This window comes from Nocardia mangyaensis, assembly GCF_001886715.1.
In the GTDB taxonomy this organism is placed as follows: domain Bacteria; phylum Actinomycetota; class Actinomycetes; order Mycobacteriales; family Mycobacteriaceae; genus Nocardia; species Nocardia mangyaensis.
Genome location: NZ_CP018082.1, coordinates 2578903 through 2604488, shown reverse-complemented (window position 1 = coordinate 2604488; position 25586 = coordinate 2578903). Strand labels below are relative to the sequence as shown.

The 25586-nt window shown below is 70.2% G+C and carries 25 protein-coding genes; 7 read left to right on the top strand and 18 right to left on the bottom strand.

Annotated features, from left to right (window positions below):
* Positions 1-68: 68 nt before the first annotated feature.
* Positions 69-1697 (bottom strand): MerR family transcriptional regulator, encoded by a 1629-nt coding sequence (locus tag BOX37_RS34880; protein WP_071927685.1) that lies wholly within the window; start codon positions 1695-1697, stop codon positions 69-71.
* A 44-nt stretch (positions 1698-1741) separates the two neighbouring features.
* Entirely contained in the window at positions 1742-2410 is a 669-nt protein-coding gene (locus BOX37_RS11800) for a hypothetical protein (protein ID WP_071927684.1), read from the bottom strand.
* A gap of 312 nt (positions 2411-2722) precedes the next feature.
* Here BOX37_RS11800 and cobG point away from each other — a divergent pair, with 312 nt between their 5' ends.
* Positions 2723-3976: a precorrin-3B synthase gene (gene cobG / locus BOX37_RS11795; protein ID WP_071927683.1), complete on the top strand. Its 1254-nt coding sequence runs from the start codon at positions 2723-2725 to the stop codon at positions 3974-3976.
* A 131-nt stretch (positions 3977-4107) separates the two neighbouring features.
* On the opposite strand, the gene ddaH is transcribed toward cobG, so the two are convergent.
* The gene (gene ddaH, locus BOX37_RS11790) at positions 4108-5019 is read right to left on the bottom strand and encodes a dimethylargininase (RefSeq protein WP_071927682.1); all 912 of its coding nucleotides are present in this window, start codon (positions 5017-5019) and stop codon (positions 4108-4110) included.
* A 136-nt stretch (positions 5020-5155) separates the two neighbouring features.
* Between ddaH and BOX37_RS11785 the strand changes: the two genes are divergently transcribed.
* From BOX37_RS11785 to BOX37_RS11770, 4 genes are all read left to right on the top strand, one after another.
* Positions 5156-5593, top strand: a complete 438-nt coding sequence (locus tag BOX37_RS11785; RefSeq protein WP_071927681.1) for an Lrp/AsnC family transcriptional regulator — start codon at positions 5156-5158, stop codon at positions 5591-5593.
* A gap of 45 nt (positions 5594-5638) precedes the next feature.
* Entirely contained in the window at positions 5639-6274 is a 636-nt protein-coding gene (locus BOX37_RS11780) for a precorrin-8X methylmutase (protein ID WP_071927680.1), read from the top strand.
* Positions 6271-7917, top strand: coding sequence for a precorrin-3B C(17)-methyltransferase (gene cobJ, locus BOX37_RS11775; protein WP_071927679.1), 1647 nt, complete (start codon positions 6271-6273; stop codon positions 7915-7917). The genes BOX37_RS11780 and cobJ overlap by 4 nt, the downstream gene beginning before the upstream one ends.
* A 99-nt stretch (positions 7918-8016) precedes the next feature.
* Positions 8017-8577 (top strand): PadR family transcriptional regulator, encoded by a 561-nt coding sequence (locus BOX37_RS11770; RefSeq protein WP_071927678.1) that lies wholly within the window; start codon positions 8017-8019, stop codon positions 8575-8577.
* Here the strand turns inward: BOX37_RS11770 and BOX37_RS11765 are convergent.
* The 4 genes from BOX37_RS11765 to BOX37_RS11750 form a co-directional block, all read right to left on the bottom strand.
* A complete protein-coding gene (locus BOX37_RS11765; protein ID WP_071931408.1) occupies positions 8560-9312 on the bottom strand; it encodes a cobalt-precorrin-6A reductase in 753 nt (250 codons plus the stop codon). The two genes, BOX37_RS11770 and BOX37_RS11765, sit on opposite strands and share 18 nt — an antisense overlap.
* Positions 9309-9902 carry a DUF8020 domain-containing protein gene (locus BOX37_RS11760; RefSeq protein ID WP_071927677.1) on the bottom strand — a complete coding sequence of 198 codons (594 nt, stop codon included), beginning with the start codon at positions 9900-9902 and terminating at the stop codon, positions 9309-9311. Before BOX37_RS11760 ends, BOX37_RS11765 begins: the two co-directional genes overlap by 4 nt.
* A gap of 187 nt (positions 9903-10089) precedes the next feature.
* Entirely contained in the window at positions 10090-11343 is a 1254-nt protein-coding gene (cbiE, locus tag BOX37_RS11755; RefSeq protein WP_071927676.1) for a precorrin-6y C5,15-methyltransferase (decarboxylating) subunit CbiE, read from the bottom strand.
* A complete protein-coding gene (locus BOX37_RS11750) occupies positions 11322-12071 on the bottom strand; it encodes a decaprenylphospho-beta-D-erythro-pentofuranosid-2-ulose 2-reductase (protein WP_071927675.1) in 750 nt (249 codons plus the stop codon). Before BOX37_RS11750 ends, cbiE begins: the two co-directional genes overlap by 22 nt.
* Before the next feature lie 301 nt (positions 12072-12372).
* On the opposite strand from BOX37_RS11750, the gene BOX37_RS11745 reads away from it, so the two are divergent.
* Complete coding sequence (locus tag BOX37_RS11745; RefSeq protein ID WP_071927674.1) at positions 12373-12771, top strand: TIGR03618 family F420-dependent PPOX class oxidoreductase; 399 nt, start codon at positions 12373-12375, stop codon at positions 12769-12771.
* 16 nt (positions 12772-12787) lie between these two features.
* Here the strand turns inward: BOX37_RS11745 and BOX37_RS11740 are convergent, their stop codons facing one another.
* Entirely contained in the window at positions 12788-13915 is a 1128-nt protein-coding gene (locus BOX37_RS11740) for a M24 family metallopeptidase (RefSeq protein WP_071927673.1), read from the bottom strand.
* A gap of 134 nt (positions 13916-14049) precedes the next feature.
* On the opposite strand from BOX37_RS11740, the gene BOX37_RS11735 reads away from it, so the two are divergent.
* Positions 14050-15024 (top strand): 5'-3' exonuclease, encoded by a 975-nt coding sequence (locus tag BOX37_RS11735; RefSeq protein ID WP_071927672.1) that lies wholly within the window; start codon positions 14050-14052, stop codon positions 15022-15024.
* Positions 15025-15080: 56 nt separating this feature from the next.
* Here BOX37_RS11735 and BOX37_RS11730 read toward each other — a convergent pair whose 3' ends face one another.
* From BOX37_RS11730 to BOX37_RS11685, 10 genes are all read right to left on the bottom strand, one after another.
* Positions 15081-15839: a DUF4333 domain-containing protein gene (locus tag BOX37_RS11730; RefSeq protein WP_071927671.1), complete on the bottom strand. Its 759-nt coding sequence runs from the start codon at positions 15837-15839 to the stop codon at positions 15081-15083.
* Between the two features lie 119 nt (positions 15840-15958).
* Positions 15959-18655, bottom strand: a complete 2697-nt coding sequence (locus BOX37_RS11725) for a DEAD/DEAH box helicase (RefSeq protein WP_071927670.1) — start codon at positions 18653-18655, stop codon at positions 15959-15961.
* Between the two features lie 3 nt (positions 18656-18658).
* On the bottom strand, positions 18659-19612 hold the full coding sequence (gene tatC / locus BOX37_RS11720; RefSeq protein WP_071927669.1) for a twin-arginine translocase subunit TatC: 954 nt from the start codon (positions 19610-19612) through the stop codon (positions 18659-18661).
* 97 nt (positions 19613-19709) lie between these two features.
* The gene (gene tatA, locus BOX37_RS11715; protein ID WP_071927668.1) at positions 19710-19982 is read right to left on the bottom strand and encodes a Sec-independent protein translocase subunit TatA; all 273 of its coding nucleotides are present in this window, start codon (positions 19980-19982) and stop codon (positions 19710-19712) included.
* Positions 19983-20074: 92 nt separating this feature from the next.
* Positions 20075-21103, bottom strand: coding sequence for a 2-dehydropantoate 2-reductase (locus tag BOX37_RS11710; RefSeq protein ID WP_071927667.1), 1029 nt, complete (start codon positions 21101-21103; stop codon positions 20075-20077).
* Positions 21100-22083, bottom strand: a complete 984-nt coding sequence (locus BOX37_RS11705) for a helix-turn-helix transcriptional regulator (protein WP_071927666.1) — start codon at positions 22081-22083, stop codon at positions 21100-21102. Before BOX37_RS11705 ends, BOX37_RS11710 begins: the two co-directional genes overlap by 4 nt.
* Positions 22080-23075, bottom strand: coding sequence for a helix-turn-helix transcriptional regulator (locus BOX37_RS11700; protein ID WP_084759554.1), 996 nt, complete (start codon positions 23073-23075; stop codon positions 22080-22082). The genes BOX37_RS11705 and BOX37_RS11700 overlap by 4 nt, the downstream gene beginning before the upstream one ends.
* Positions 23076-23137: 62 nt before the next feature.
* Positions 23138-23593, bottom strand: coding sequence for a MaoC family dehydratase (locus BOX37_RS11695; protein ID WP_071927664.1), 456 nt, complete (start codon positions 23591-23593; stop codon positions 23138-23140).
* Positions 23594-23648: 55 nt separating this feature from the next.
* Positions 23649-24806: an acyl-CoA dehydrogenase family protein gene (locus BOX37_RS11690; protein WP_071927663.1), complete on the bottom strand. Its 1158-nt coding sequence runs from the start codon at positions 24804-24806 to the stop codon at positions 23649-23651.
* Between the two features lie 14 nt (positions 24807-24820).
* Entirely contained in the window at positions 24821-25573 is a 753-nt protein-coding gene (locus tag BOX37_RS11685; RefSeq protein WP_071927662.1) for an SDR family oxidoreductase, read from the bottom strand.
* Between the last annotated feature and the right edge of the window lie 13 nt (positions 25574-25586).

Sequence of the window (25586 nt, the reverse complement as noted above, 5' to 3'; positions counted from 1 at the left end):
GTGGTGATCTTGATCAGGGGGTGGGGCGTGTGTGGTGTCGTCCACCTCAGCGAGGGCGTCGGCGGTGGCTACCGAGCCGGCTCCTCGGTCGATTCGGGGCGGCACGGCATGGCGAGGGTGAACAGGTCGCCGTCATCGGCGGAGCGGATGCGGGCAGGGAGGTCCGGGGCGATGAGGTCGAGCATCACGTCGGGACCGACCGCTGTGGCGACCGCGGGATACAGAGCGGTGACGGCGAAGTGGATCGTGACCGAGGGTCCGGTGATGGTCGCGGAGAGTGTGCGACCGGTGGTTGTGTGCGACTGGGCGAAAGTCGTGAGAGTCGAGCGATCCGGGAAGCAGTCGGCGAGGGTCACCGTGTGCGGCGGGGTCAGGTGCAGGACGATGACGGGTGAGCCGGACTCCTCGAGTGCGGCGAGGAAGCTTGCCCGGGCAAGCACCACGCGGGTGCGCGCCGGGGGTAGTGCGGCGAGCATCGCACGGTAGTCGGGGAACACCTCGGTCGAGCGGTGGCATCGGCGGCGATCTGATTCGTGGACACTGATCATGCGATCCCGCGGAGCGGGGTTGACCGTCCGGGTCCTCGCGGCCGGATCGCCGACACGGACAGAATCGGGAGCAGCCCGATCGAGCCGATCAGCTGGATCGGAATCGGTTGTGGCGGAATATGGTTCGCGATCAGCCGAGCCGACAGCGGTGGGACCCACGACACCGACTGGTGCTGCGGCCACGAATTCGACGTCTAGGCGACCGGGGTGGATCGCAACGGAATGCCGGCGACGCAGCCACGACAGGATCGAACGTAGCTCGACGGCGTCGACGGTGGCCGTCCACGGGACCGCGGGCGAACATGTGGGCCGCAGGGTTCGGGTGGCGAGGCGGATGCGGTCCGTGGCGGTGAGCGTCAGCCCGTCGTCGCCGGCCTCGATCAGGACGGTGTCGAGCACCGGCCACTGCGGATCGGTGACGGTCGCCGTCGCCACCTGGTCGACCGCGGCCGCGAGCAGTGGACCACTCACCCACACCACGGCGTCGTCCGCGGACACCCGGCCCACATCCGCCGCCGACGCCGCCACGTCTGCGACGGCCTCGGCACCCGATACGCGACCCACGTGCGCCGAGCCCAGCGCCCGCGTATCGGCCTCGCCACCCAGTGCGCGACCCACCGGCGCCGAGCCCGGTACCTGTGCGTCGGCGCCCGGCACACGGCCCTTGTCCACCGCCGGGCCGGCCGAATGCGCATCGGCATCACATCGGGCCGCGAGAGCGGTTCCAGGGGAAGCGATCTCGGTGCGAGAGGGCGCTGGTTCGGCGTTCGGGGAGGTCTGCGCGGACCCGGCCGCCTCGCCGATCATGGTCACGTGCAGGGCATTCCGGGCGGCGGTGGCGGCGATGCGGACCTCGCGCAGGCGCTGGTCCAGGTCGGTGAGGTGGGCGTCGAGGAGTGCGGCGGCGCGGGTGGGGCCGGGTTCGGCGAGGACGGCGGCGACCGCGGGCAGCGGCATGTCGACGGCGCGGAGGTGGCGGATGAGGCGGGCGGTGTCGGTCTGGTCGTGGGTGTAGTAGCGGTAGCCGGTCGACTCGTCGACGACCGCGGGGACGAGGACTCCGGCGTCGGCGTAGAAGCGCAACGCGCTCGCGCTCAGACCGCACGAGCGGGCGAATTCGCCGATGGTGATCAGTTCGGTTTCGGGCACCGGGCGATCATCGGGGTTCGAGCGAGTCGAAGGTCAAGCCCGCGTCAATCGGTGCTGGTTCCGGCGGCGAGCATCTCCGGGGAGCCGGTGCCGAGGTTGCGGTAGACGTTGGCGACCACCATCTGCCCGAGCGCGTTGTTGCCGACGCCGCCGATGACCGCGCCGATGCCGGCCGGAATCAGCGTGCCGAACAGCAGCAGGGTGCGTTTGACCAGGTAGTTGACCAGGAACCGCTTGGCCGGGGAGTCCGGCATGCTGGCCAGGCCGGGAATGTGGTCGGTGACGACCGAGAGCCACTGCCCGGTCTTGTGACCGGCGGTCTCGTCGAGCAGCTTCGTGCCCGTCTCGCCGAGCACCACCTTCGACACCAGGTGTGCCAGGCGCGGGTCGTCGGGATCGAGCCGGTAGGCCTGGGCCGCGCCGACCGCCAGCACCGAGGACGCCTCCAGGAACACCACCGTGTCGACGCCGGTCGCACCGAGACCGATCAAGGTCCCCACTCCCGGCACAGCCGCGGTGAGTCCCACCGTGACGCCGCTGGCGGTGACGATCACCCGGTACTGGCGGGTGAGCCGCTGCATGATCTCCACCGGGGTGTCCTGCGGATGCCGACGCTCCAGCCAGTCGACATACCGGCCCACCACCGGCGCCTGCGCGTGCGCGACCCGGTCGAGTGCGGGAACGAGACGCTTGTCCACGAATGCACGCAGCATGCGGCGACCTCCTGTCGACGATCCTCCTGGCGGATTCACCCACCCTAGGCGACGGCACCCGCGCGATCGAGGCCGCCGCGCGAGTCGAGACTCGACACAGCATCGATATCGGCCCTCGTCGACGACGGTCGGTCGAGCGTGCGCCGCCATCGTCCGCCTTGCTCGACAGCGGCCGGCCTGCCGGGTGTCGTCGGCCATGTGCACGGACGCGCCCGGTGCTCCCGCGGGTGTGCGAACGCCGGGTTCGCGGTGTCGGGCCGGCCGAATGCCGGTGCGGGGTGGAACGGCCGTGGGTCGTAGGCTGGACAGATCATGACCAGGAGTACTCCCGACGCGTGTCCAGGGGTTCTGCGGCTGCATCAGGCGGCCGACGGGCCGTTGGCGCGGATCCGTGTCCCGGGTGGCCGGTTGACCCCGGCGCAGGTGCAGGCGCTCGCCGACGCTGCCCGGGACCTGGGCAACGGCAACCTCGAGCTGACCTCGCGCGGCAACATCCAGCTGCGGCAGGTGCGCGACGCCTCCGAGCTCGCCGGGCGACTGGAGGTGGCGGGATTGTTGCCCAGCGACACCCATGAGCGGGTGCGCAACATCGTCGCCTCCCCGCTGTCGGGCCGGGTCGGCGGGTGGGCCGACGTGCACGGGCTCGCGGACGACCTCGACGTCGGGCTGCGGGCCGATCCCCGGCTCGCAGCCCTGCCAGGGCGGGTGTTGTTCACCCTCGACGACGGTCGCGGCGACGTGAGCACCCTGCGCGGCGACATCGGCGTCCAAGCCGTCGCCGCCGACACCTTCGCGCTGCTGCTGGCCGGGACCGACACCGGGCTGCGGGTCACGGCGGGCGAGGCGGTCGAGGTGATGCTCGACGCCGCACGTGGGTTCCTCGACCTGCGCGGGAGCGGCGAGGCCGGGCAGTGGCGGCTGCACGAGATTCCCGGCGGTGCGGAGCGCGTCGTCGAAGCACTCGACCGCTCCCCCGCGAGTTCGCCGCTGGAACTCGGTGCCACACACGACATCCCGATCGGTTGGCTCGACCAGGACGATGGCCTGGTCAGCCTCGGGGCGGCCGTGCCACTGGGAACGCTGCCCGCCCGCACGGCCGAATTCCTCGCCGCCATCGACCATCCCGTCTTCGTCACCCCCTGGCGCAGTGTGGTGATCACCGACCTCGCCGAAGGCCCGGCCGAGACGGTCGTCCGCGTGCTCGCCCCGATGGGCTTGATCTTCGACGCGCACTCGCCGTGGCTGCGGGTGAGCGCCTGCGCCGGGCGCCCCGGCTGCGCCAAGTCGCGCACCGATGTGCGCGCCGACGCCGCGGCGGCGATCGAGTCGCAGCGTGTGCTCGGCATGGCGCTGGACCCCCCACCGGCCGGTGACGACAGCAGCACCACAGCCGACGGCAGCCGCTCCGACACTCCTTCCACCACTGCGGAGACCGTCGCCGCCGAGGACGTCCGAGTGCTCGGTCGACAGCACTGGTCCGGCTGCGATCGTCGCTGCGGACGACCGACCGGCCCGGTCACCGACGTCGTGGCCACCGCCCACGGCTACCGCATCGAAGCCCCCTAGGCGGTTTCCCGGCCCCGGTCCCGCACGCCGACGCCCGCGGCGGTCACCGACTCCGATCTGCCGCGTCCGCTGACCTTCGGGGCGGTGACCCTCCCCCTGAACACCGCACCCGCCGGGGTGCGGGACCTGCACTACGGCGCCTCGGCTGCCCAGGACGCCGTTCGGCCCGCCACCGAACCGCTTTCCCCGGTGCTCGTGTCGCGGTGGTGCAGCTCGAGCACGCAGCACTTCACCCCGCCGCCGCCCTTGCGCAACTCGGACATGTCGACCGGCACCGGCGCGAACCCGCGGGCCCGCAGCGCGGCGATCAGTCCGGTGGCGCCGGGGTCCAGGAACACGTGGTGACCGTCGCTGACACCGTTGAGGCCGAACGAGAGCGCATCGGCTTCCCCGGCCAGGATCGCGTCCGGGTAGAGCGCGGACAGAACGTCGCGAGCCGCCGGGCCGAAGGCGTCCGGGTAGTAGGCGATGGTGGTGTCGTCGAGGACCATCAACGCGGTGTCGAGGTGGTAGAAGCGCGGGTCGACCAGTTCCAGGGAGACCACCGGCAGGTCGAAGTACTGTTCGACCTCGGCGTGTGCCGACAGCGAGCAGCGGAACCCGACCCCGGCGAGAATGCGCTGCCCCGCGAAGGCGAAATCGCCCTCCCCCTCGTTGGTTTCGGCGGCCGGGGCGAGCGCGCGCAGTTCGCGAGCGGCGAACCAGCGGTGGAAGGCGGGTCCCTCCGCGGCGCGCTCGGGGTGGGCGAAGCGCGCCGAGAGCGCGTGCCCGCCGATCACGATGCCGCTGTTGGCGGCGAAGACCATGTCGGGCAGACCGGGTTCGCCGGGCACCGTCTCCACCGAGTGCCCGTGCTCCTCGAGCACCGCGCGCAGGATCTCCCACTGGGCCAGCGCGCGCGGCCGGTCGACCGGGGCGTCCGGGTCCATCCACGGATTGATCGCGTAGCTGACCTCGAAATGCTCCGGCCTGCACATGACATAGCGGCGCGGACGGGCGACCCGTGCGGGCGCTGGTACGCGGAGAGGGGCGGCGGCGGTCATCGTGACTCCCGGTGGCAGCGCGGATCGAACGGTTGCTACGACGGTAAATGTCGGCTCATTGCACGGGGAACACCGATCTGTTGCGCATATCGATGGAAGAATAGGCAATCATTGCGTCACGGCAGCCGGGAGCAACATGGACGACATCGATCGGCGGATTCTGGGCGAACTACTCACCCACGCCCGCGCCTCGTTCCAGGACATCGGCTCGGTGGTCGGGCTGTCCGCGCCCGCGGTGAAGCGACGGGTGGACAAGATGGTCGCTTCCGGGCAGATCACCGGGTTCACCGCCCAGGTCAATCCGGCGGCGCTGGGCTGGACGACCGAGGCGTATGTGGAGGTGTACTACCGCGACAACATCTCCCCGGCCGAACTGCGCCGGACGCTGGAACCGATTCCGCAGATCGTCGGGGTGTGGACGATCGCGGGTGAGGCCGACGCGCTGGTGCACGTGATGGCCACCGACATGGCCGAGATCGAGGTGACCGTGGAGCGGATCAGGGAGAACGCGCGGGTCGGGCGCACCCGCAGTTCGCTGGTGATGTCGCGCATCCTCGAACGCCCGCGCACGTGAGTACCGACCGAGGCCGCGCGCGACCCAGGTTCTAGGGTTGTGCCCATGTCCGACGTGCGTACCAGCTACCTCACCGACGGGGCCGAGATCTATCGGCGCTCGTTCGCGACGATCCGCGACGAGGCCGATCTCGCCGGTTTCCCCGCCGATGTCGAGCGGGTGGCGGTGCGGATGATCCACGGCTGCGGCCAGGTCGACCTGGCCGCCGACATCGCCTACTCCCCCGGTGTGGTCGCCGCCGCGCGCGCCGCGCTGCGGGCGGGCAAGCCGATCCTGTGCGACGCGAACATGGTCGCCTCCGGGGTCACCCGCAAGCGGCTGCCCGCCGACAACGCGGTGCTGTGCGCTCTCACCGACCAGCGCGTCCCCGAACTGGCCGCGCGACTGGGCAACACCCGCTCGGTGGCGGCGCTGGAACTGCTGCGTGATCAGCTCGACGGCGCGGTCGTGGCGATCGGCAACGCGCCCACCGCGCTGTTCCACCTGCTCGACATGCTCGACGCGGGCGCGCCGAAACCCGCCGCCATCATCGGGATCCCGGTCGGTTTCATCGGCGCGGCCGAGTCCAAGCAGGCGCTGATCGACTTCGGCGGGGTCGAGTACCTCACGGTGCGCGGCAGGCGCGGCGGCAGCGCGATCACCGCCTCGGCCTTGAACGCGATGGCGAGCGAACAGGAATGAGCGAGATCAGCACCGGCACGCTGTGGGGCATCGGCCTCGGACCGGGCGACCCGGAACTGGTCACGGTGAAGGCGGCCCGGCTCATCGCCGCCGCCGATGTGGTCGCCTTCCACAGCGCCCGGCACGGCCGCAGCATCTCGCGCGCCATCGCGGAGCCGTACCTGCGGGACGGCCAGATCGAAGAACACCTGGTCTACCCGGTGACCGTCGAGACCACCGATCACCCCGGCGGCTACCAGGGCGCGATCGACGAGTTCTACGAGCAGGCCGCCGCCCGGCTGGCCGAGCACCTGGCCGCCGGACGCGATGTCGCTCTGCTCGCCGCCGGTGACCCGCTGTTCTACAGCTCCTACATGCACATGCACCGTCGCCTGGCCGACCGTTTCGAGACCGGGATCGTCCCCGGCATCACCTCGGTCAGCGCGGCCTCGGCGGCCCTCGGCACCCCCCTGGTGGAAGGCGAGCAGGTGCTGACGGTGTTGCCCGGCACCATGCCCGTCGACGAGCTCACCGAGCGCCTGCGCCACACCGACGCTGCCGCCATCATGAAACTGGGTCGCACCTTTCCCGGTGTGCGCCAGGCACTCTCGGACTCCGGCCGCCTCGCCGACGCCTACTACGTGGAGCGCGCGAGCAGCACTCGCGAGCGAGTCCTCGCCGCCGCCGATGTCGACGACGCCGACGTGCCCTACTTCGCGATCACCCTCGTACCGGGTCCGACGCCGACCACGCCGATTCCGGCGCGTAGTGCCGTCACACGGACCATCGACACTCGTGCCGCAGACTCGACAGTGGCGGCGGAACCCTCGGCACTCCTCGGCACAACGGCCGTGCGCACCTCATCCCACGTCGGCGGCGCCGCGAACGAAGCCTCCACCGCATCGCAGGACACCCCCGGCGAAGTCGTCGTCGTGGGCCTCGGCCCGGGTGACACCGCGTGGACCACTCCACAGGTCACCGAAGCTCTCGCCGAGGCGACCGATCTCGTCGGTTACACCACCTACATCAATCGCGTCCCCGAGCGCGCCGATCAGCGCAGGCACGCCAGCGACAACAAGGTCGAGTCCGAGCGGGCCGCGATGGCGTTGGATCTGGCCAAGCGGGGCGCGAAGGTCGCGGTCGTGTCCTCCGGGGATCCCGGCGTGTTCGCCATGGCCGCGGCGGTGCTGGAAGTCTCGGCCGAGCCGCAGTTCAAGGATGTCGCGGTGCGGGTGCTGCCCGGGCTGACCGCGGCCAACGCCGTGGCCAGCCGGGTCGGCGCGCCGCTGGGCCACGACTACGCGATGATCTCGCTCTCGGATCGACTCAAGCCGTGGGATGTTGTCGCGCGACGCCTTTCGGCCGTGGCGGCAGCCGACATGGCCATCGCGATCTACAACCCGGCCTCCTCCCGCCGCCGCTGGCAGGTCGGGGCGATGCGCGATGTCCTGCTCGAGCACCGCGCCCCCGACACCCCGGTGGTGCTCGGCCGGGACGTGGGTGGCCCGACCGAATCGGTGCGGGTGGTCACCCTCGGCGAGCTCGACCCGGACGCGGTGGACATGCGTACCCTGCTCATCATCGGCGCCTCCACCACCACCGCCTTCGACACCCCGACGGGCACCAGGGTGTACACCGCGCGCCGGTACGGCACCGGGGAATAGCGGCTTCCGGCGAACACGCCGCAACCCAGTCAGTCTTGGTGGACCGTACGCCCAGGCGTAACATTCCACTGAGGAATGTAGTTCGAAGGGAGTTGACCGTTGACCGACACCGCGACTCGACGCCGCCCGCTGAACTCCACCGCGGCCTCACTACTGGGCTTTCTGCACGAGGGTCCGAAGTCGGGCTGGGACCTGGCCACCCAGGCCCAGCAACGCGTGGGCGACTTCTGGACCATCACCCAGAGCCAGGTCTATCGCGAGCTGACGAGCATGGACACCGCGGGCCTGGTGACCAAGGGCGAGCGCGGCGCCAGGGAGCGCACGCCCTACCGGATCACCGAGAGCGGACGCGAGGCGTTCGCCGAGTGGATCGCTCGCGACCCCGGCGCCGAGACGATCCGGGTCCCGCTGCTGCTCACGCTGTCGTTCGGTGAGCATCTCGAACCGGCCCACCGGGACCGGATCATCGCCGCCAACAAGAACATCCACCAGGATCGGCTCGATCGCTATCTCGACGAGGACGAGACGGCCCTGGCACCACACCAGCGCGCCACCCTCGAATTCGGCATCGCCTACGAACGCGCGGTCCTGCACTGGTTCGACCAGCTGCCGTCGATCCTCACTCCGCGAGTCGACCCCGGCTCAGCGCACGTGCTCTGAGGCGACCTCGCGCAACCACTCGACCGCGTCCGGGACGGCGTCCACCGCACGCGCGCCCGCGGGCAGCGGTGGCCGGTCGACCATGATGACCGGCAGTCCCGCGGTGCGCGCGGCGAGGATCTTGGCCTCGGTCTGTTCGCCACCGCTGTTCTTGGTGACCAGCACCCCGATGCGGTGGCGCGACATCAGCACGAGTTCCTCGTCGACGGTGAACGGCCCGCGCGCCAACAGCAGTTTGTAGCGCGGCGGCAGCGGTGCCGAGGGCGCGTCGATCGAGCGGATGACGAAGCGATGCCGGACACAGCCGGCGAACGCGCCGACACCCTGGCGGCCGATGGTCAGCAGGACCGGCTCGTCGTGCCCCGGCAGTGCCGCGACGGCCGCGGTCAGATCGGGCACCCGGGTCCACAGATCCCCGCGACGCTGCTCCCACTCCGGGCGCCGCAGATGCAGCGCGGGGATGTCGAGTTCGCGTGTGGCGGTGGCCGCATGGGTGCTGACCTGCGCCGCGAAGGGATGGGTCGCGTCCACGACGGCGTCGACAGCGTTCTCGCGCAGGTAGGTTCGGAGGCCCTCGACACCACCGAACCCGCCCACACGGACCGCACCGACCGGCAGCCGCGGGTTGGCGACCCGTCCGGCCAGCGACGACACGATGTCGAGTCCGCGCTCACTGGAGGCGATCCGGGCCAGCTCCCGGGCTTCGCTCGTGCCGCCGAGGATCAGGACTCTCAGGGCTGCCCGCTGAAGTAGGCCTGACCCGCGTCGATGAGCGAAGGGCCACCGGCGATGAGCAGACCGATCACGCCACCGATGATGGCGCCCGGGATGATGGTGACGATGCCGATCGCGCCGAGCAGCGCGCCGATGACCGCGCCGACCAGCGCGCCGGTGGAGGCCCGCTGCAGTTCGGCGGCGAACCACTGCTGGGAGCTGATGTCCTTGGCGGTGACCGACTTCGGGGTCAGCGTCAGGGTCGAACCGTCGGCCTCGACGACCGCGGCGATCTCGGTGGTGGCACCGTCGACCTGGCCCGACAGCGGGACCAGCGCGATGACCTCGCCCGCCTCGTTCTTCAGCGTCACCGACTTCTGATCGGCATCGAGGCTGAACGCGCCACCGGTGACCGTGGTGAGGACCGATTTACCCGCGTCGACGATCTGCGCGCGGTAGGTCACGCCGCGGTCGGCGCCCTGCACCGAGGGCGCGGCCTGCTCCTGCACGGCGGGGGCCGGGGCGGCGGGCTCGGCGGCTACGGGCGCGGCGGCGATGCCGGTCGCGGCGATGGCCAGCACCGCGGGGGCGGTGAACTTCGAGTACTTCATGGAACTCCCCATCATGGAAAACCGAACCGAGTGAGGATTTACCCGGAACGGCCACGACCCTACCCCCGAGCCAAGCGTTCTACACGTTCGGTTCGTAACTTGCAGGATGCGACGATCTGGCGCGAACCGTGGTGTCGTGATCTGCACGTGATCTGACCGTGATCGGTGCGGATAGGGTCGCGAACCGTCAACCAGCTGGTTTTCCGACGATCCACTGGGCAACGGGCAGGTGCGGACGCCAGGCCGTGAACCCGCCGAGCGGCTCGCCCCGATAGATCTGAAACTTCCGCAACGCTCCGCCGAAGGTCGCGAACCAGTCGAGCAGCAGCGCTTCCGATTCCGCCGTCACCGCATTGGCCACCAATCGGCCGCCGGGGCGCAGCCGCTGCCAGCATTCGGCGAACAGTTCGTCCTGGGTGAGTCCGCCGCCGAGAAATATCGCGTCCGGTGCGGATAGTTCCATCTGGGCTAACTCCGAGCGCACTTCGCCGAGAATCGATATTCCGGGGACACCCAGTGCGGCGGCATTGGCCGCGATCTGTTCGCGGCGCGCGGGCAATCGTTCGAAGGTGACCGCGCGGCATCGCGGATGGGTGCGGCACCATTCGATGGCGATACTGCCCGAACCGCCACCGACATCCCACAGCGTTTCCCCCGGTGCGGGCGCGAGGGCAGTGACGGTGAGGGCGCGAACCTCGGCCTTGGTGAGCTGGCCGTCGCCGGTGAAGGCGGTGTCGGCCAAACCGGGCAGGCGGGTGTCGCGACGGGCGCCGGGGAGGGCCCGGCAGTCGAGGGCGATGAGGTTGAGCGGGTCGCCCGGCGGGTGGAGCCATTGCGCCGCGGTGCCGGTGAGGATCCGTTCGTCGGGGCCGCCCAGTTGTTCGAGAACGGTCATCACCGACGGACCGAAACCCTTGTCACGCAGCAATTCCGCGAGGCGCTGTGGAGTGGACTCGTCTTCGCTGAGCACGAGAACGCGGTGGTTTTCGGACAATTCGGGCAGCACGGTGGGCAATGGCCGGGCAACCACACTCACCACCGGGATCTCGGCGAGCGGCCAGCCGAGCCGGGCACAGGCCAGCGACGCCGAGGACGGTTGCGGAAACACCCGCAGTGCGCTCGCGCCGAAGCGCCGGGCCAGGGTCGCACCGATGCCGTAGAACATGGGGTCACCGCTGGCGAGTACGCCGATACGCCGATCGGCGTTGCGGGCGAACAGTTCCGCCAGGGCCGGCAGGAGCGGAGTCGGCCACGGCACCTGTTCCGCCGTTCCCGGCGGCAGCAGGGCCAGCTGACGCGGTGACCCGAACACCACCTCGCAGGCGAGGACCGCCGCGCGGGCCTTCTCCCCCAGCCCCGACCACCCCTCGGCGCCGATCCCCGCGACGACGATCGGCTGACCTGACCAGGCCGGCGCGCTCACCGCGGCATCCGCCGCCAGATCGACTGCGGCAGCAGCCGCATCACGAAGAACATCACCGCGAGACGCCCCGGCACCGCGACCCGGGTCGCACCCTTGCGCAGGCCGCGCACGACGGCCTCGGCGACCTGATCGGGAGTGCTCGACATCGGCGCCGGGTCCATGCCGGTGGTCATCCGGCCGATCACGAAGCCAGGGCGGACCAGCAGAAGTTGGACGCCCGTACCGTGCAGCGCGTCGCCGAGGCCGCTGGCGAAGCCGTCGAGGCCCGCTTTGGCAGATCCGTAGACATAGTTCGCCCGACGCACCCGAACGCCCGCGATGGAGCTGAACACGACGATCTGCCCGCTGCCCTGGGCCCGCAGCACAGTGGCCAGGGTGGTGAGCACGCTGACCTGGGCGACGAAGTCGGTGTGCACCACGGCCACCGCGTGCGCCGGGTCCTGTTCGGCACGAGCCTGATCCCCGAGAACGCCGAAGGCGAGCACAGCGGTCCCGATCGACCCGTGCTCGGCGACGATCTTCTCCAGCAACCGAGCATGGATCGCGGTGTCGTCGGCATCGAACTCGACCGTGTGCACGGCACTCGCTCCGGCCGCCCGCACCTGCTCCACCTCGGGCCCCAACGCATCGGCCCGGCGCGCCGCCAGAATCACCACCCGCCCCGAGGCCAACCTGCGCGCCACTTCCAGCCCGATCTCGCTGCGCCCACCGAGGACCAGCACCGGCCCGCTCGTCTGCTCACCCATGGGCCCAGTCTGTCATCTCGACAGCCGACCACCGGAGCCCGCCGCCGCCACGCCCGGTTCCGAGCAGAGTCGCACCGCGAGTCACTCGACATGGCGCAGACCACCGGAATCGCGCGCAACGGCCGCCCGAGAATGCTGATCAACCGCGCGCGCGACGAGGATGTGCGTTGCGCGACACTGGACAGCCCACCCATGGTGTCACCGCGTCGGGGAACGCGCTGCCTGCCGACGCGGGATCCACCGCCCGCGCGGGTCGAAACCCGCGTCGACTGCCCGAGTCGAACCCGGCTACCGTCAAGCCATGCCGACCACCACCGCGCAGCTCTCGCCCGCCGCCCAGGACTTCGTCACCGAGCGGCACCTGGCCACCCTCACCACACTGCGTGCCAACGGCACACCGCACGTGGTGGCGGTCGGCTTCACCTGGGACCCCGACAGCGGCATCGCCCGAGTCATCACCGACGGCGCCTCGGTGAAAGCACGCAATGCGGCACGCGGCGGCTACGCGGCGGTCAGCCAGGTCGACGGACCCCGCTGGCTCACCCTGGAAGGCCCGGCGACGGTGCTCACCGACAGCGCCGACGTCGCCGAGGCCGTACGCCGCTACACCGAGCGCTACCGGGTACCCCGGGTGAACCCGACACGAGTGGTCGTCGCGATCCAGGTCCGCCGGGTGCTCTCGTCCGGCACGCTGAAATAGCCGGTGCGCGAACCGCTCACAGCTCGGTGAGCCCGTGTGGTCGCTGGTTCATCGACTCCACACCGTCGGCGGTGACCACCACGATGTCCTCGATGCGCGCGCCCCACTTGCCACGGAAGTAGATCCCCGGCTCGATGCTGAACGCCATGCCCGGCGCGAGCACGAGGTCGTTGCCCGCCACGATGTAGGGCTCCTCGTGCACCGACAGGCCGATCCCGTGCCCGGTGCGGTGCACGAAGGCGTCGCCGAGGCCCGCCTCGACGAGCGGGGTCCGTGCGGCGGCATCGATCGACTCGGCCGTCACGCCGGGCCGCACCGCCGCGACCGCCGCCGCCTGGGCGGCCTCCAACATCGCCACCTGGTCGGCGACCTGTTTGCTCGGCTTGCCCAGGACATAGGTGCGGGTCGAGTCGGAGTAGTAGCCGGGCTCGACCGGGCCGCCGATGTCGATGACGACGACATCGCCCTTCTCGATCGTGCGCTCGGAGACCTCGTGGTGCGGGTCGGCGCCGTGTGGGCCGCTGCCGACGATGACGAACGCGGCCTCGGTGTGGCCCTCCTCGACGATCGCGGCGGTGATGTCGGCGGCCACTTCGGCCTCGGTCCGACCCGGCCGCAGGAACTCACCCATCCGAGCGTGCACCCGGTCGATCGCCGCACCCGCCCGACGTAGTGCCGCGACCTCGGCCTCGTCCTTGATCATCCGCGACGCGCGCAGCACCGGCGTCGCCGAAGCGGGCAGGCCGGTGGTCGACTCGGCGAGCGGGATCAGGTGCAGGGCGGGCATGGCATCGGCGACGGCGATGCGGGAACCGGCGTGCAGCGTCGAGCGCACCAGCTGATAGGGATCGACGCCGTCGACCCAGTCCAGCACCTTCAGCCCGAGTTCCTCGGTGGCCGACGCCGCCAGCGAGGCCAGCTCGAGTTTCGGGATCACCACCGAGGGCGTCGCCCCGTCGGAGGTGATCACCAGGCAGGTGAGCCGTTCGAAGGATTGGGCCTTCGACCCGATCAGATATTCCAGATCGGGGCCCGGCGTGATGAGCAGGGCGTCCAGATGCGCCCCGCGCATCGACTCCACCGCCCGCTCCAGCCGCTGACCGTAGATGTCCGCCGCGAACCTTGCCTGCGTGTGCGCGCTCATAGGTTTCGACGTTACCCGTCACCCACCGGCCGACGCAGTATCGGCGACCGGAGCGGAACCCGATCGTGGCGCACCGTCGCCACGCCGGAACCCGTCACGGGCGCCCGAGCACGCGTTCGGGGCACAATCACCCCGTGACCGTTGACCAGACCCCCCGCGGCCCCCTGCTCATCCTCGACGGCGCCAGCCTCTGGTTCCGCGCCTACTACGCGATCCCCGACAAACTGCGGGGCGCCGACGGGCGTTCGGTGAACGCGGTGCGCGGATTCACCGACATGGTGGCCTCGCTGATCACCAAGCACCGGCCGAGCAGGCTCGTCGTCGGCCTCGACCTGGACTGGCGCCCGCCGTTCCGGGTGGCGCTGGTGCCCTCGTACAAGGCGCACCGGCTCGACACCAGCGACGCGGCCGCGCCCGGCGCCGAAGAGGTGCCCGACACGCTCACCCCGCAGGTCGAGATGATCCTCGAAGTGCTCGCCGCGGCGGGCATCGCCACCGGCGGCGCCGAAGGCCTCGAGGCCGACGACGTGCTGGGCACTCTCGCCAGCCGGGAACGCACCGATCCGGTGATCGTCGTCAGCGGCGACCGTGACCTGCTGCAACTGGTGCGCGACGACCCGGCGCCGCCGGTGCGGGTGCTCTACGCGGGCCGTGGCCTGGCCAAGGCCGAACTGTTCGGACCGGCCGAGGTGTCGGCGAAATACGGAGTGCCAGAACAGAACGCGGGCCCCGCCTATGCCGACATGGCGACCCTGCGCGGCGACGCCTCCGACGGACTGCCCGGGGTGGCCGGGATCGGCGACAAGTCCGCCGCACAACTCATCTCGAAGTTCGGTTCGCTCGACGCGTTGATGGTCGCGGTCGCCGATCCGGACTCCGGGCTGGCCAAGGGTGTCCGCGCGAAACTCGTCGCGGCGCAGGACTACCTGAAGGTCGCCGCGCCGGTGGTCCAGGTGGTGCGCGACGCCGAGGTCGTCCTGTCAGGTCCGGACACCCTGCCCGCCACCCCGGCCGACCCGCAACGCCTGCTCGCGCTGGCCGCCGCCTACAACGCCGAGAGCCCGATCACCCGCCTGGTCACCGCGCTGACGGCGGTCCACACCGGGTGAACCGGACCGGGCCGCCCGCGCGAACGCGGACGGCCCGGAAATCGCGGTACGACAGCCTAGTTCGGGCGGCCGACCTCGTAGGTCCCGTCGTCCTTGGTGACCTTGATGGTGACCTGCTTGTCTTCGCCGCTGACCTTCAGATCGCAGGTGAAAGTCGCGTCGACCTTCACCTCCTGACCGGAGGGGCAGCTCACGTCGGAGACGTCGGCGATGCCGTAGGACTCCACCAACACCCGCGAAACGCCGTCCTGCACGGCGGACTGGTCGAGCTCGTCGGAGGCGAACAGGACGAGCAGCAGGCCGATGATCGCGGCGACCACGAGCACACCGGCCACGACGAGGCCGATCACCAGGCCTTTGCCCTTACCGCCGGACGGCTGCGGCTGCAGCTGCTGACCCCACTGCTGCTGCGGCTGCTGTCCCCATTGCTGCTGCGGCGGCTGGCCACCCCACTGCTGCTGGGCATTCGCACCCTGGGCATTCCAGTCCTGCGGCGGCGGCTGGGTCTGACCCCACTGCTGCTGCGGTCCGGTGGGCTGCGGCGGCACGCCCTGCGGCGGCTGCTGGCCCCACTGCGGCTGCTGTCCGGGCTGCTGCGGCTGTCCCCACTGCTGCGGCGGCTGCTGCGCGTTCGGATCACCCCAGTGCTGGGTGGGCTGAGCCTGCTGCGGCGGCTGGCCCCCTTGTGGCGGCTGCGCCGCACCTCCCCAGTGCTGCGTGGGACCGGCGCCGCCGGCCCCCTGCTGACCTCCCCAGTGTTGGGTGGGATCGTTGCTTCCCTCCCCTGGGCCGTTCGGTCCGTACGGGCCGCTCATCCACTCGCCTCCACTCGCATCGTTGTACATACGGTAGCCCCCCGCGCCAGGCCAGCCGCTTTCGCACGACTCCGCCATCACGGTCGGTACGCGAAGAAATCAAATCACAGACGTATCGACTACGCGGCGTCCACCGCAACGACACCCCGCCGAACCGCGCGCACCGCCTTGGCCGCGGTGGCCGCGATCTCGGTGTCGTCGGCGGTGTTGTGGATCTGGTCGAGCAGATCGATCACCTGCCTGCACCAGCGCACGAAATCGCCCGCCGACAGCGGCGTTCCCTGGTCGCCGCTGGCCAGCAACGACTCGGCCAATGCGTCGCCGCGCGCCCATTTGTAGACGCCGGTGACGAAGCCGAGATCGGGTTCGCGCGTCGGTGGCAGCTTGTGCCGCGACTCGTCGGCCCGCAGCTGGCTCCACACATCGAGGGTGGCGCCGATCGCCCGGCGGATCGGTTCGGTCGGACCCGCGGCGGTGAGATAGCCACCCTCCTGGCGCGACTCGTAGACCAGCGCGGAGACCACCCCGGCGAGCTCGGCCGGGCCGAGACCGCGCCACAGTCCTTGACGCAGGCATTCGGCGACGACGAGATCGCTCTCCGCGTAGATCCGCGCCAGCCGCCTGCCGTCGATGGTCACCTCGCCGTGTTCGACGAAGCCGCGTTCCTCGAGCAGACCGACGATCCGGTCGAAGGTGCGCGCGAGCGAATTCGTCGTCGCGGCAACCTTCTGGCGCATCGTCTCGGTTTCGCGGGCCAGCCTGCTGTACCGCTCACCGGTGCGGCTGAGCTGTTCGCGGTCGGGGCGGCTGTGCGCGGGATGGGAACGCAGACTACGGCGCAGCGTCGCGAGTTGGCGATCCTCGCCCCCGCGCGTGTGGTCGTTGCGCCGACGCCGGCCGGGGGCCGAGATACCGGTGCCGCGCAGCGCCGAGGCCAGATCGCGGCGGATGCGCGCGGTGCGGTGGTCGACCCGGCGCGGCAGGCGCATGTGCCCGAGTGCTTCGGCGGGCGTCGGGAAATCAGCGGCCGACACCCGGCCTGCCCAGTGGTCCTCGGTGAGCACCAGTGGCCGCGGATCGCCCGGCGTCTGGTCGGGTTCCAGGATGACCGCCAGACCGGCGCGCCGACCCGACGGGATCGCCACCACGTCACCGCGGCGCAACTCGATCAGAGCCTTGACCGCGGCACCGCGCCGATCGGCCCGGCCCTGCTGCTGGATCTCGCGCTCGCGCTGCTTGATCCGCTCCCGCAGCGACAGGTACTCCATGAAGCCACCGTCGACCCCGCCGAGCTGGCTCTCCAGCTTGCGCATCGCGCCCTCGTTGCGCTCGATGCCGCGCACCAGCCCGACCACCGAGCGGTCGGCCTGGAATTGGGCGAAGGACCGTTCCAGCAGCGCCCTGGCCTCCTGCGCGCCCAACCGGTCGATCAGGTTGATCGACATGTTGTAGCCGGGCCGGAACGAGCTGCGCAACGGATAGGTGCGGGTGGAGGCCAGGCCGGCGACCGCACTGGTGTCGACCTCGGGCTGCCACAGCACCACCGCGTGACCCTCGACATCGATGCCACGGCGGCCGGCCCGCCCGGTGAGCTGGGTGTACTCCCCCGGGGTCAGCTCGGCGTGCGATTCACCGTTGAACTTCACCAGGCGTTCGAGCACCACTGTGCGCGCGGGCATGTTGATGCCGAGGGCGAGGGTCTCGGTGGCGAACACGGCGCGGACGAAGCCTTTGACGAACAGTTCCTCGACCGTGTGCCGGAACGCGGGCAGCATTCCCGCATGGTGAGCGGCCAGACCGCGTCGCAGGGCGTCGCGCCACTCCCAGTAGCCGAGCACTTCCAGATCGCCCTTGGGCAGATCGCCGGTGTGCTTCTCGACGATCGCGTCGATCTGCTCGGCGTCACCGGGCCTGCTCAAGTCCAGCCGGGCCCGCAGACACTGGGCCAGGGCGCCGTCGCAGCCCGCGCGGCTGAAGATGAAGGTGATCGCGGGCAGCAGCCCTTCCTCATCGAGGCGGGCCAGCACCTCCGGGCGCGGCAGCGGGCGGAAGTTGCCGCGGGCGCCGCGGCCACGGGGGCCGCCGTAACCGTGCATCCGGTCGGCGGACTCGCGCTGACGGATGAAGCGCACGAGGTCTTCGTCGACGAGCACCTTCTGATCACTGGACTTGGTGTCGAACAGGTCGAACATCCGGCGCCCGACCATCACGTGCTGCCAGAGCGGGACCGGCCGGGTCTCGTCGACCACCACGGCGGTGTCGCCGCGCACGGTCTCCATCCACGCGCCGAACTCCTCGGCATTGGACACCGTCGCCGACAAGCTCACCAGCCGCACGTCCGGCGGCAGGTGCAGGATCACTTCCTCCCAGACCGCGCCGCGGAACCGGTCGGCCAGGTAGTGCACCTCGTCCATCACCACATACGACAGGCCGTCGAGTGAATCCGAGGACGCGTAGAGCATGTTGCGCAGCACTTCGGTGGTCATCACGACCACGGGGGCGCCGGGATTGATCGACTGGTCACCGGTGAGCAGTCCCACGCCGGCGCGGCCGTACCGGGCTGTCAGGTCGGCGAACTTCTGGTTCGACAGCGCCTTGATGGGCGTGGTGTAGAAGCACTTTCCGCCCGAGGCCAGCGCCATGTGCACGGCGAACTCACCGACGATGGTCTTGCCCGCGCCCGTCGGCGCGCAGACGAGCACGCTGTGCCCCGCTTCCAGGGACGCGCACGCGGTGCGCTGGAAGGGGTCGAGCTCGAAGGAGATTTCGCTGGCGAACTGCGCCAACTCGGTGGCCCCGGCGGGAGAATCGGTCACCCGTCAGAGCGTATCGGAGTAGTCCGACACGGGGCGCGTGGTTTTCTGCGGGTCGGCGACCGAATCGGCCGGGGCGACCGGGTCCGGGGTGTCCAGCGGCGAGGCTTCCTCGTCGTCGAGGGTGCCCCAGCCGGAGTCGGCCTCGCGGCGGGCCCGGCGGGCATCGTTGAACCTGGCGAACTGCACGGCCATCTCGAACAGCAGGGTCAACGCGAACGCCAACGCCAACATCGAGAACGGATCCTGCGGTGTCACGATCGCGGCGAAGACGAACAGGCCGAAGACGATGCCGCGCCGCCACGCCTTGAGCTTGACGTAGGGAAGGACACCCACCAGGTTCAGCCCGATGACCACCAGCGGCGTCTCGAAACTGACGCCGAAGATGATCAGCAACTGGACGATCATGCTGAAGTACTCGGAACCGCTCAGCGCGGTGATCTGCACGTTGTCACCGATGGTGAGCAGGAACTCCAACGCGTGCGAGACCACCGCGTACGCGAGTACGGCGCCGGCCACGAACAACACACTGCCCGAGGTCACGAATCCGACCGCGTACTTGCGCTCCTTGGCGTAGAGCCCCGGGGTGATGAAGGCCCACAACTGATACAGCCAGAACGGCGCGGCCATCACCACACCGGCGGTGAAGCCGACCTTCAACCGCAGCATGAACTGTTCGAACGGGCCGGTCGCCAGCAATCGGCAGGCCCCGTCGGGACTCAGACTCGCGCGGGCCGATTCGGGCAGCGCACAGTAGGGCCCGCGCAGGATCTCGCCCAGGCTCTCGAGGCCGAACAGCGATTGCGCGTACCAGACGAAACCGAAGATCGTGGTGACCGCGATCGCGGCCAGCGCGAGCAACAGCCGGGTGCGCAGTTCCTGCAGGTGCTGAACCAACGACATGGTGCCGTCGGGATTCGTCCTGCGCTTGCTGCGCCGGGGATCGAACGGAATGCGCATGGTGAGTGGTGGCCTCTAACCCTCGGTTCGGCGGATGCTCGGCAAAACAGCACTGCGCCCCGGAGCGGTCACAGCCACTCCGGGGTGAACTTCGAGGTCAGAGCGTCTTCTGGCCCTGCTGTGGTTCGGCGACCGGCGGCTGCGGCTGCGCGGCCGAGGCCGACAGCTGCTGCGGCGGGGCCGGGGTGGCGTCCTGCGCGGGGGTGGTGGTCGGGGTCGCCGACTCCGACTGCATCTGCCCGACCTCGCTCTTGAAGATGCGCAGCGACCGGCCGAGACCGCGCGCCGCGTCCGGAAGCCGCTTCGCGCCGAAGAGCAGGACGAACAGCAACGCGATGATCAGCAGGTGCGTCCAGCTGAACGTGCCCATTTTCAGATACCTCCCAAGACTGTGGTGGTTACCGATGCTACCCGTCCGCGAGCTGTCGCGAGTGCTCACCCGCAGCATTGTTCGCCACGCGTTCAACCCTGGACAGCGCTGGCGGCACCGGTCAGCTCGGCCAGCAGACGGCTTCCGGTGAACCGTCGACCGTCGCCGGACTCGGCGATCCTGATCAGTTCGGTGAGGCGGCGGTTGACCGGGGTCGGCTGCCCGACCATCTCGCCGAGGCGCACGATTTCCCCGCACAGCCACGCGATTTCGGTACGGCGTCCCAGGGCGAGGTCATCGGCCATCGACGAGCGGGCGAGCGGATCGATGGCCAGGACGCGGCCGAACACGCGGCGGAACACGCCGTCGGGCACCCGCAGCAGATGCACCATCAGTTCGGGTGGCACCGGGGTCAACTGCGCGGGCCGAATTCGTGCGGTGTTCATCACCGCGAGGGCTTCGGCCTGGGCCAGCGCGAGGCAGCGCCGGTAGTCGCGTTCGGCCAGTTCCTCGCGCAGCGGCCTGCCCGAGAGGGCGTTGATCGGGTTGTTCAGGTTGAGCAGGAGCTTGGCCCACTGCACCGGGCGCAGGTCACGGTGGCGGCGCAGCGGCAGCCCGGCGGCCCGGAACCGGTCGGCGAACCGGTCGACCACCGGATCGTCCTGGATCGCGACCCCGCCCTCGCTGGCCCGGTGGAACCGGCCGCGACCACGGTGCACGACATTGAACATCACCATCCCGGCCAGGACGATGGTGGTCGGCAGGATCTCCCGGATCAGGCTGGCGTTGCCGATCCCGTTCTGCAGGCTCACCACCGGGGTACCCGGACGCAGCCTGCCCGCGACCGCGCGGGCGGCCTCGGCGGTATCGGCCGATTTCACGGTGATCAGGACCAGATCGGCCAGTTCCGGTTCGTCGGGTTCCAGGGCCAGCCCGAACCGGTCCGCCGACACCTCGGTGGCGCCGCCGTCCAGGTCGGTCAGGCACAGGCCGTGCTCGGCGATGTCGTCGAGCACCCGCTGACGCCCGACGAAGATGACTTCCATGCCCGCGGCGGCCAGGTGACCGCCGATGAACACCCCGATGCTGCCCGCACCGAGGACCAGTACTCGCTGGCTCACGCCGACTCGGTCTCCCCCAGTAGTCCGGCGGCCGCATAGGCGGCCAAGGCGGCGTCGGCGCGGTCGCGCACCGCCGACACCAGGTCCGGTGGGCCGAGCACGCGCACGCCCGTCCCGAAACCGAGCAGCAGGCGCGCCATCCAGTCCGGCGAGGCGAAGCGCATGCCCGCCTCGATGCTGCCGTCGGGTCGCGATTCGATGCGGTGCATCGGGTACTGGTCGAGCACCCAGGCGTAGTCGGCGCGGATGCGCAGGCGGGCCAGCGGGACGTCGGGGTCGTCCTGGAAGAGGTCGAGCGCGGCCGCGTCGGCGGCGGCGTGACTGGGTGGGCGGGCCGGTTCGTCGAGTTCGGTGGCGTCCTCGATCCGGTCGAAGCGGAACAGGCGAACACCCTCGGCCTGCCTGCACCAGGCCTGCAGGTAGCTGTTGTTGTCGACCAGGACGACCCGGATCGGATCGACGGTGCGTTCGGACACCTCGTCCCGGCTGGCCGAGTAATAGACCAAGCGCAGGGCATTGCCGTCGGCGAGCGCTGCGCGCACGGTGGCCACGACCGGCGCCTCGGCGGGCACGGCGAGTGGTTTTCCGGTGACGACGGCGTCGCTGCTGGCGATCGCGGATTCGATCTTGGCGATCGCGGCGTGCGCGGCGGTCGGGTCGACCATGCCGGGCATCTCCACGATCGAGCGCAGGGCCACCAGCAGGGCGGTGGCCTCGGTGGAGGTCAGTCGCAGCGGCCGTTCGATCCCCGCGGAGAAGGTGACCTCGATGCTCTCCTCGGAGAACGACAGGTCGATCAGGTCGCCGGGCCCGTAACCCGGCAATCCGCACATCCACAGCTGGTTGAGGTCGCTCATCAGCTGTTTGGTGGTGACACCCAGTTCCGCAGCGGCCTCGGCCGCGCTGATCCCCGGGTGCGCGAGTAAGTACGGCACCATGTTCAACAGGCGCGAAAGACGTAGGGACAAGCGCGAACTCACGACGCCACCTCCGTGTGGTCGAGTACCGACCGTAGCCGGTTCATCACATCGGCGCGCAGTTGTGGTGGATCGAGCACGAGAACGTCGGGTCCGAGGCCGGTGATCAGCCGGGCCACCCAGTCGCGGGAGCGCACCGGGACCTCGAGCACAGACCCCGGTCTGCCGCCCAGGTCGCGGGTGCTCACCTCGGTGCCGATGCGGCGCAGTTCGCGGCCGCGGCCCTTGGCGACCCACACGGTGGCCGAACCGGTGACGGGCGCGTCGCCGGTGACCCGGTCGACGATGACCCGCAGGTCGGCGTCCTCGGGTTTGCGCACGGCGTTGACCGGCCCGTACGGAGTGACCTGTCCGCCGATGCGGGAGAGCCGGAAGGTACGCACGGCGTCGCGTTCGCGGTCGTGGCCGACCAGGTACCAGCGTCCGTGCCGGGTCACCACGCCCCACGGTTCGACATCGCGGGTGACGAACGGGTCGGTGACAGCGCTGTGGTGGCCGAACCGCACCGCCTGCCCGGCGTCGATCGCGGCGAGCAGCTCGCGCAGCACCGGTTCCGAGCCGCGGGTTCGGGCGGGGACGGCGGGCACCGAGACCCCGACATTGTCGGTTTCGACGGTGACCCCGGCGGCGCGCAGTTTCAACAGCGCGCCCTCGGCGGCACCGGCCAGCTCGGGTGAGGCCCACATCTGCACCGCGACGGCGACCGCGGCCGCCTCCTCACTGGACAGATCGATATCGGGCAGTTCGTAGGCATCGCGATTGATCCGGTAGCCCTCGAGGGTCGAGAACCGGCCGACCGGCCCTACTTCGAGGGGTATGCCCAGGTCACGTAGTTCGTTCTTGTCGCGCTCGAACATCCGGCTGAACGCCTCGTCGGTCGCGGAGTCCTCGTAACCGGCCACGCTGGCGCGAATACGTTCCGCACTCAGGAACTGCCTGGTCGACAGCAGCGCGATGACCAGATTCATCAGCCGCTCGACCTTCGATATCGCCACTCGATAGAGGGTAATGGTCGCGCCTGCCCGGCCGCGCGGCGGAGTCCGCGCCGCCGGCCGGTTCAGCGCAGGTAGCGCGCGATGGCGTCGGCGACGCAGGCAGGCCGCTCGGCGCCCTCGAGCTCGATGGTGACGAGGCGATGCGCCTGCACCCCGCCGCGTACCTCGGTGACCTCGGTCAGGGTGATCCGGCCTCGGATCCGGCTGCCGACCGGAACCGGCGTCAGGAACCGGACCTTGTCCAGGCCGTAGTTGATCGCCGCGCTCGCGGCACTCACGGTCATCAACTGCTGGGTGATCGGCACCATCAGCGACAGCGTGAGGAAGCCGTGCGCGATGGTCGTGCCGTACGGCCCGGCCGCCGCGCGCTCCGGATCGACGTGAATCCACTGGTGATCGCCGGTCGCCTCGGCGAACCGGTCGATGCGCTGCTGGTCGATGGTGATCCAGCCACTGGGTCCCAGTTCGGTCCCGACCGCGGCCCGCAGGGCATCGAAGTCGGCGAAATCGGTTGTCATGCGGCTCCTTCGAAAGCTCGGCGCGCGGTGTGCGCACGAGTTACACCGGTCATTCTCACAGGCCCATGTTCTTGGCGATGATCATCTTCATCACCTCACTGGTGCCACCGTAGATCCGGTTGACCCGGTTGTCGGCGTACAGGCGAGCCACGGGGTATTCGGTGATGTAGCCGTAGCCGCCGTGCAGTTGCAGGCAGCGATCGATCACCCGTGAGGCCATCTCGGTGCAGAACAGTTTGGCCGAGGCCGCGTCGGCAGGGGTCAGCTCGCCGCGGTCGAGTGCTTCCAGCGCCCGGTCGACGACCGCCTCGGCGGCGTCGACCTCGGCGCGACAGGCCGCCAGTTCGAACTTGGTGTTCTGGAAGTTGGCCACCGGCTGACCGAACACCGAACGGCCCCTGGTGTATTCGAGTGCGAACCGGATCGCCGATGCGGCCTGGGCGTAGGCGCCGACCGCGATGGACAGCCGTTCCTGTGGCAGGTTCTGGCCGAGATAGGTGAACCCCTGGTGCACCTCGCCGAGCAGGTCGGTCACCGGCACCCGGACATCGGTGAACGACAGTTCCGCGGTGTCGGAGACCTTCAGCCCGAGCTTGTCCAGCTTGCGGCCTACGCGGTAGCCGGCCAGTGCGGTGTCGACCACCAGCAGTGAGATGCCGTGGCGGCGATCGGATTCGGTGGCGGGCGCGGTGCGAGCGCACACGATCACCCGGTCTGCGTGCACCCCGCCGGTGATGAAAGTCTTGGCGCCGTTGAGCACGTAGTGCGTGCCGTCGTCGGAAAGCTTTGCGGTGGTGCGCATTCCGGCCAGGTCGGAGCCGGTGCCGGGTTCGGTCATCGCGATGGCGAACATCAGCTCACCGGAGACGAACCCAGGCAGCCAGCGCTGCTTCTGCTCCTCGGTGGCCAAGGTCTTCAGGTAGGGCAGGCACAGCCCGACGTGCACGCCCGAACCACCGAACGACACCCCCGCGCGGGCGGTCTCCTCGATCAGGACCGCCTGGAACTTGAACGAATCGATCCCGGCGCCGCCGTACTCCTCGGGCACCTCGATGCCGAACACGCCCAGCTCGGCCAGGGTGCGGTAGAACTCGCGCGGCACGATGCCCGCCTCGTACCACTGGTCGTACACGGGCACGACCTGCGATTCGACGAACGCGCGCACCGTCTCGCGGAACGCCTCGTGCTCGTCGGTGAAAACTGTTCGCTGCATGGGATTCTCCCGAGCTAGAGACGGCGTCCGCCGTCGACGTACACGGTCTGGCCGGTGACGAATCCGGCGTCGGCGGAAGCGAGGAAGGCCACCACCTTGGCGATGTCGGCGGGTTGGCCGACGCGGCGCAGCGGGGTGATCTCGGCGGTCTTGGCCTGGAGTTCCTCGGCGCCGACTCCGATCCGGGCCGCGGTGGCCGCGGTCATCTCGGTGGCGATGAAGCCCGGCGCCACGGCATTGACGCGAATACCGAAGGGGCCCAGTTCCATCGCGAGGGTGCGGGTCAAGCCCTGGATGCCCGCTTTGGCGGCGGCGTAGTTGGCCTGGCCACGGTTGCCCAGCGCCGACACGCTCGAGGTGTTGACGATGGCGCCGCCGCCGCGTTCGACCATGTGCTTCTGGGCGGCCCGGCAGCACAGGAACGCACCGCGCAGGTGCACCGACACGACGGTGTCCCAATCGTCGACCGACATCTTGAACAGCAGGTTGTCGCGCAGCACGCCCGCGTTGTTCACCAGCACATCGAGCGAACCGAGGTCGGCCACCGTCCTGGCGACCGCCGCCGCCACGGAGTCCTCGTCGGCCACATCGCACCCGATCCCGATCGCGGTGCCGCCCTCGGCGTTGATCCTGCCCGCGGCCTGGACCGCGGCATCGGCGTCGAGGTCGACGACCGCGACGGCCAGACCGTCGGCGGCGAGCCGCGCCGCGGTGGCCGCGCCGATGCCGCGGGCGGCGCCGGTGATGAACGCTGTCTTCGTGGTCATGAATCGAACTCCT

Coding starts and splice junctions, on each gene's coding strand:
- BOX37_RS11695 (WP_071927664.1), bottom strand. CDS start 23,593: ATGACAACCGATTTCGCCGACTTCGATGCCCTGCGGGCCGCGGTCGGG.
- BOX37_RS11800 (WP_071927684.1), bottom strand. CDS start 2,410: ATGCTGCGTGCATTCGTGGACAAGCGTCTCGTTCCCGCACTCGACCGG.
- BOX37_RS11690 (WP_071927663.1), bottom strand. CDS start 24,806: ATGCAGCGAACAGTTTTCACCGACGAGCACGAGGCGTTCCGCGAGACG.
- BOX37_RS11780 (WP_071927680.1), top strand. CDS start 5,639: ATGTCCGACGTGCGTACCAGCTACCTCACCGACGGGGCCGAGATCTAT.
- ddaH (WP_071927682.1), bottom strand. CDS start 5,019: ATGACCGCCGCCGCCCCTCTCCGCGTACCAGCGCCCGCACGGGTCGCC.
- cobJ (WP_071927679.1), top strand. CDS start 6,271: ATGAGCGAGATCAGCACCGGCACGCTGTGGGGCATCGGCCTCGGACCG.
- BOX37_RS11745 (WP_071927674.1), top strand. CDS start 12,373: ATGCCGACCACCACCGCGCAGCTCTCGCCCGCCGCCCAGGACTTCGTC.
- tatC (WP_071927669.1), bottom strand. CDS start 19,612: ATGCGCATTCCGTTCGATCCCCGGCGCAGCAAGCGCAGGACGAATCCC.
- tatA (WP_071927668.1), bottom strand. CDS start 19,982: ATGGGCACGTTCAGCTGGACGCACCTGCTGATCATCGCGTTGCTGTTC.
- BOX37_RS11760 (WP_071927677.1), bottom strand. CDS start 9,902: ATGAAGTACTCGAAGTTCACCGCCCCCGCGGTGCTGGCCATCGCCGCG.
- cobG (WP_071927683.1), top strand. CDS start 2,723: ATGACCAGGAGTACTCCCGACGCGTGTCCAGGGGTTCTGCGGCTGCAT.
- BOX37_RS11740 (WP_071927673.1), bottom strand. CDS start 13,915: ATGAGCGCGCACACGCAGGCAAGGTTCGCGGCGGACATCTACGGTCAG.
- BOX37_RS11730 (WP_071927671.1), bottom strand. CDS start 15,839: ATGAGCGGCCCGTACGGACCGAACGGCCCAGGGGAGGGAAGCAACGAT.
- BOX37_RS11685 (WP_071927662.1), bottom strand. CDS start 25,573: ATGACCACGAAGACAGCGTTCATCACCGGCGCCGCCCGCGGCATCGGC.
- BOX37_RS11785 (WP_071927681.1), top strand. CDS start 5,156: ATGGACGACATCGATCGGCGGATTCTGGGCGAACTACTCACCCACGCC.
- BOX37_RS11750 (WP_071927675.1), bottom strand. CDS start 12,071: ATGGGTGAGCAGACGAGCGGGCCGGTGCTGGTCCTCGGTGGGCGCAGC.